Source organism: Mesorhizobium sp. M7A.F.Ca.US.005.03.1.1, from assembly GCF_003997975.1.
Classification (GTDB): Bacteria; Pseudomonadota; Alphaproteobacteria; order Rhizobiales; family Rhizobiaceae; genus Mesorhizobium; species Mesorhizobium ciceri.
On record NZ_RZRO01000197.1, the window covers coordinates 1 to 2,820 of the forward strand.

A 2,820-nucleotide genomic window follows, 5' to 3' on the forward strand; every position below is an offset into this window, starting at 1 on the left:
GCCCAAACTGCAAGGCGGTCGGCGGCAGCAATGCCGACAGGTCGAACCCGTCGCCGATGCCGCCGGGGGGAACCGAGAAATCACCGCCTGCGCTTGAATTCGAACCGCCGGGGCCGGCCGAGATGGAACCGTCGGCGCCGAAGGCGACATCGACATGGCTGGCTTCCAGCGCCGCCAGCAAGGCAACGCGCGGCACCTCGACGTCGCCGATGATGAAGGTCGGCACGTTCAGGGCGCCATCCTTGATCACGATCACCGAGCCGTCGGCCTGTTCGAGCACAAGGTTTTGGCCGTCGACCTTGATGTTGTCGATGGAAGCGTTGGCCGGAAGCCTTACCACGTGGCTGGCGTCGGCTACATATTCGTGCGGCGCAGCTGCTGGCAGCGTCTTCGCTTCCGCGGGGGCTTCCGGCTTGACAGGCGCTCCGCCGCCGACATCGACCGGCACCGGTTCGGACGCTGCCGGTGCGGCCTGCTGCGTCGAATTTGCCTGTGCGACCCGGATCTCCGCCGGCGATGTCTGATCGCCGTGTTCACTGGACGCGGAATGCTCGTTCAAGGAACCCGAAAAGCTGTCCAACTCGATATTGTTCGTCATGGCTGAAACCCCTCCGATATTTACCGGATAGAGACAGCGGCCATTTCTACTTTGCAACTGCCCCCTAATCTATTTCATATATTATGATATGCATTGCTCGGCATTTTTTACACGTGGTAAACCGCGACAATATAACCTGATATATGGTGGCCTCCGGAGGCTTCCCTGACGGAGGACTGGCCGGGATTTTTTGGTAAATCAAAGTATAAATCGAATAAAATTTTATATAAAAGGGATGAAGACAGTTGCTGGATATTTATCCACCTTCCTTTCCAATAATTTGAGACAAGATTGGTAGCGTCCACAGTCAAAGGTGGGCGTTATGAAAAAGCAAAAATCGGTTCCGGGAAAAACCGGGCTCCAGATGCTCCTGCTGGCAATCGGGCTTGTCGGCCTGGCGGGGCCGTCATTCGCGAGCGATATCGCCGCACCCGGCAAGCCCCAGGAGAAGGTCCAGACGCCGCCCTGTCTCGGCGGTGTTTCACTGACGAGGCCCCAGCCCTGGCAGCCTGCGGACGCTTACCGGATCGGCATGGTCACCGGCAGCTATAGCCCGGATGTCGACCGCGGGGACGGCTCGTCAACGGCGCGAGATGACGCCGGGATAGATCCGGTGCAGACCGCGTCGATTATTCCAGGGGTCTTCGGATCGGTTGCCTTGTCCATGCGCAATTTTCCCGTCGCGGCGCGCTGGGCGCCTGTCTACCGGGCAATCACCGCTTGTTCGGCAGGCAGCCCCTGCGAGCACAAGAGCACGGCTTTTGCCGGCATGATCGCCGCCGCTCAAGACAAGGGATTCAGCGAAAAGCTGTCCTTCGTCAACAGCAGCGTCAATCGCCTGATCGCCTACAGGAAAGACAGCCTCGTCTACGGCAAGCTCGACTATTGGGCGAAGCCGTCGGAGATTCTCGAGCGGCGAGCCGGCGATTGCGAGGATTTTGCCATCCTCAAGATGACCGCCCTGCTGAGGGCCGGCATTCCGACGCAAAGCATGGCGCTTGTCGTCCTCCAGGATCGCAAGAGAGGCTTCTTTCACGCAGTGCTGTCGGTGAGCACAGGCAGCGGCACCTTCATTCTCGACAGCCTCAGCAACACCGTTATGCGTGACAGCGATCTCCCGGATTACGTCCCGCTCTATTCGTTCAGCACCGACCGGGCCTGGATCCACGGTTCAAGACCGGGCGGCGCCCAGATGGCCGACATCAAGGGCGGTTTCGCAACCGTCGCACCCGGCGAAGGTTTTCAGCCATAGGGTTTCGGCCAGTCCAAGCCATAGGTTCTCGCCAAGGACTGGCGGGCATTCAGCCGCCGAAGACGAACGCCATCAGCAGCTCCGGCTCGAGCACCGGAGCCCGCACCGCATTCAATTGCCCCCGGTAACGACGGTCACCCGCGCCGATGACAAAACCGGTGGCCACCGGCGATTCGCCATTGGCGTCGAGCCGCGTGAAGATGTCGGCCACATTGAGATCCAGCGCCAGCTTGAGGTCGTGCCGTGCGTCATCGCTTGGGGCGATCGGCAATTGGCGTTTGACCAGTTGCTGGAACGGCGCGTTGAACGACAGGATCTTCTTCGAAGAAGCCAGTGCAAAGGCCGGAGACGGGCACGCGACCAGTATGGCGTTGATGGTGTTGATCGATGCAAGCCTTCGCAAGGTCAGGTTTTCGTCCCCCAATCCACGCATGCAGGCCACCCTGATCGCGGATGTCAGATTGCCTGTCTGGGCCTGGCTTTCGGCGATCTCGTCGATGAGCATGCCGATCGTGCACTTCCTGCTTTCGGCCATCTGCTTCAGCGACATCCAGAATGCCCGCTCCAGACGAATGCCGCGCCGTATGCCACCGCGCGCCACGACCCGAAACTCCAGCCCGAAATCCTCGGCGGCGACTGGCGCAAGCAGCCGCTCGCGATCGGAATGATGAGGGCTGGCGCTACCGCTCACTCATCGCCTCCTCGCGCGCCTTGTTGATCGGCTTCAGGAGGTAGTGCAGGATCGTCTTGCGCCCGGTCTTGATGTCGACCGAGCAGATCATTCCGGGGATGATCGAATAGGCCTTGCCGTCTCTTTGAAGCGTCGATTTGTCCGTCGCCACGCGCACCTGATAATAGGGCTCCCCCGTTTTCTGATCGACCAGGCTGTCGGCTGTGATGTTGGAGACCTTGCCCTCGATGCCGCCGAAGATCGAGAAGTCATAGGCGGTGACCTTGATAAGGGCTTCCT

The 2,820-nt window shown here is 60.2% G+C and carries 4 protein-coding genes; 1 reads left to right on the plus strand and 3 read right to left on the minus strand.

Features of this window, described 5'->3' with window-relative positions:
• On the minus strand, positions 1-598 hold a 598-nt coding region (locus EN990_RS35015; protein ID WP_206526377.1), incomplete at its 3' end, for a hypothetical protein.
• A gap of 322 nt (positions 599-920) precedes the next feature.
• Between EN990_RS35015 and EN990_RS35020 the strand changes: the two genes are divergently transcribed.
• Positions 921-1,850, plus strand: a complete 930-nt coding sequence (locus EN990_RS35020; RefSeq protein WP_127369906.1) for a transglutaminase-like cysteine peptidase — start codon at positions 921-923, stop codon at positions 1,848-1,850.
• Positions 1,851-1,899: 49 nt separating this feature from the next.
• Here the strand turns inward: EN990_RS35020 and EN990_RS35025 are convergent, their stop codons facing one another.
• Together EN990_RS35025 and EN990_RS35030 are read right to left on the minus strand one after the other, a co-directional pair.
• Entirely contained in the window at positions 1,900-2,541 is a 642-nt protein-coding gene (locus tag EN990_RS35025) for a ribbon-helix-helix domain-containing protein (RefSeq protein WP_024502654.1), read from the minus strand.
• Positions 2,531-2,820, minus strand: a 290-nt coding sequence (locus tag EN990_RS35030; RefSeq protein ID WP_206526378.1) for an HlyD family secretion protein, incomplete at its 5' end; no start/stop codon positions are given. The genes EN990_RS35030 and EN990_RS35025, both read right to left, overlap by 11 nt.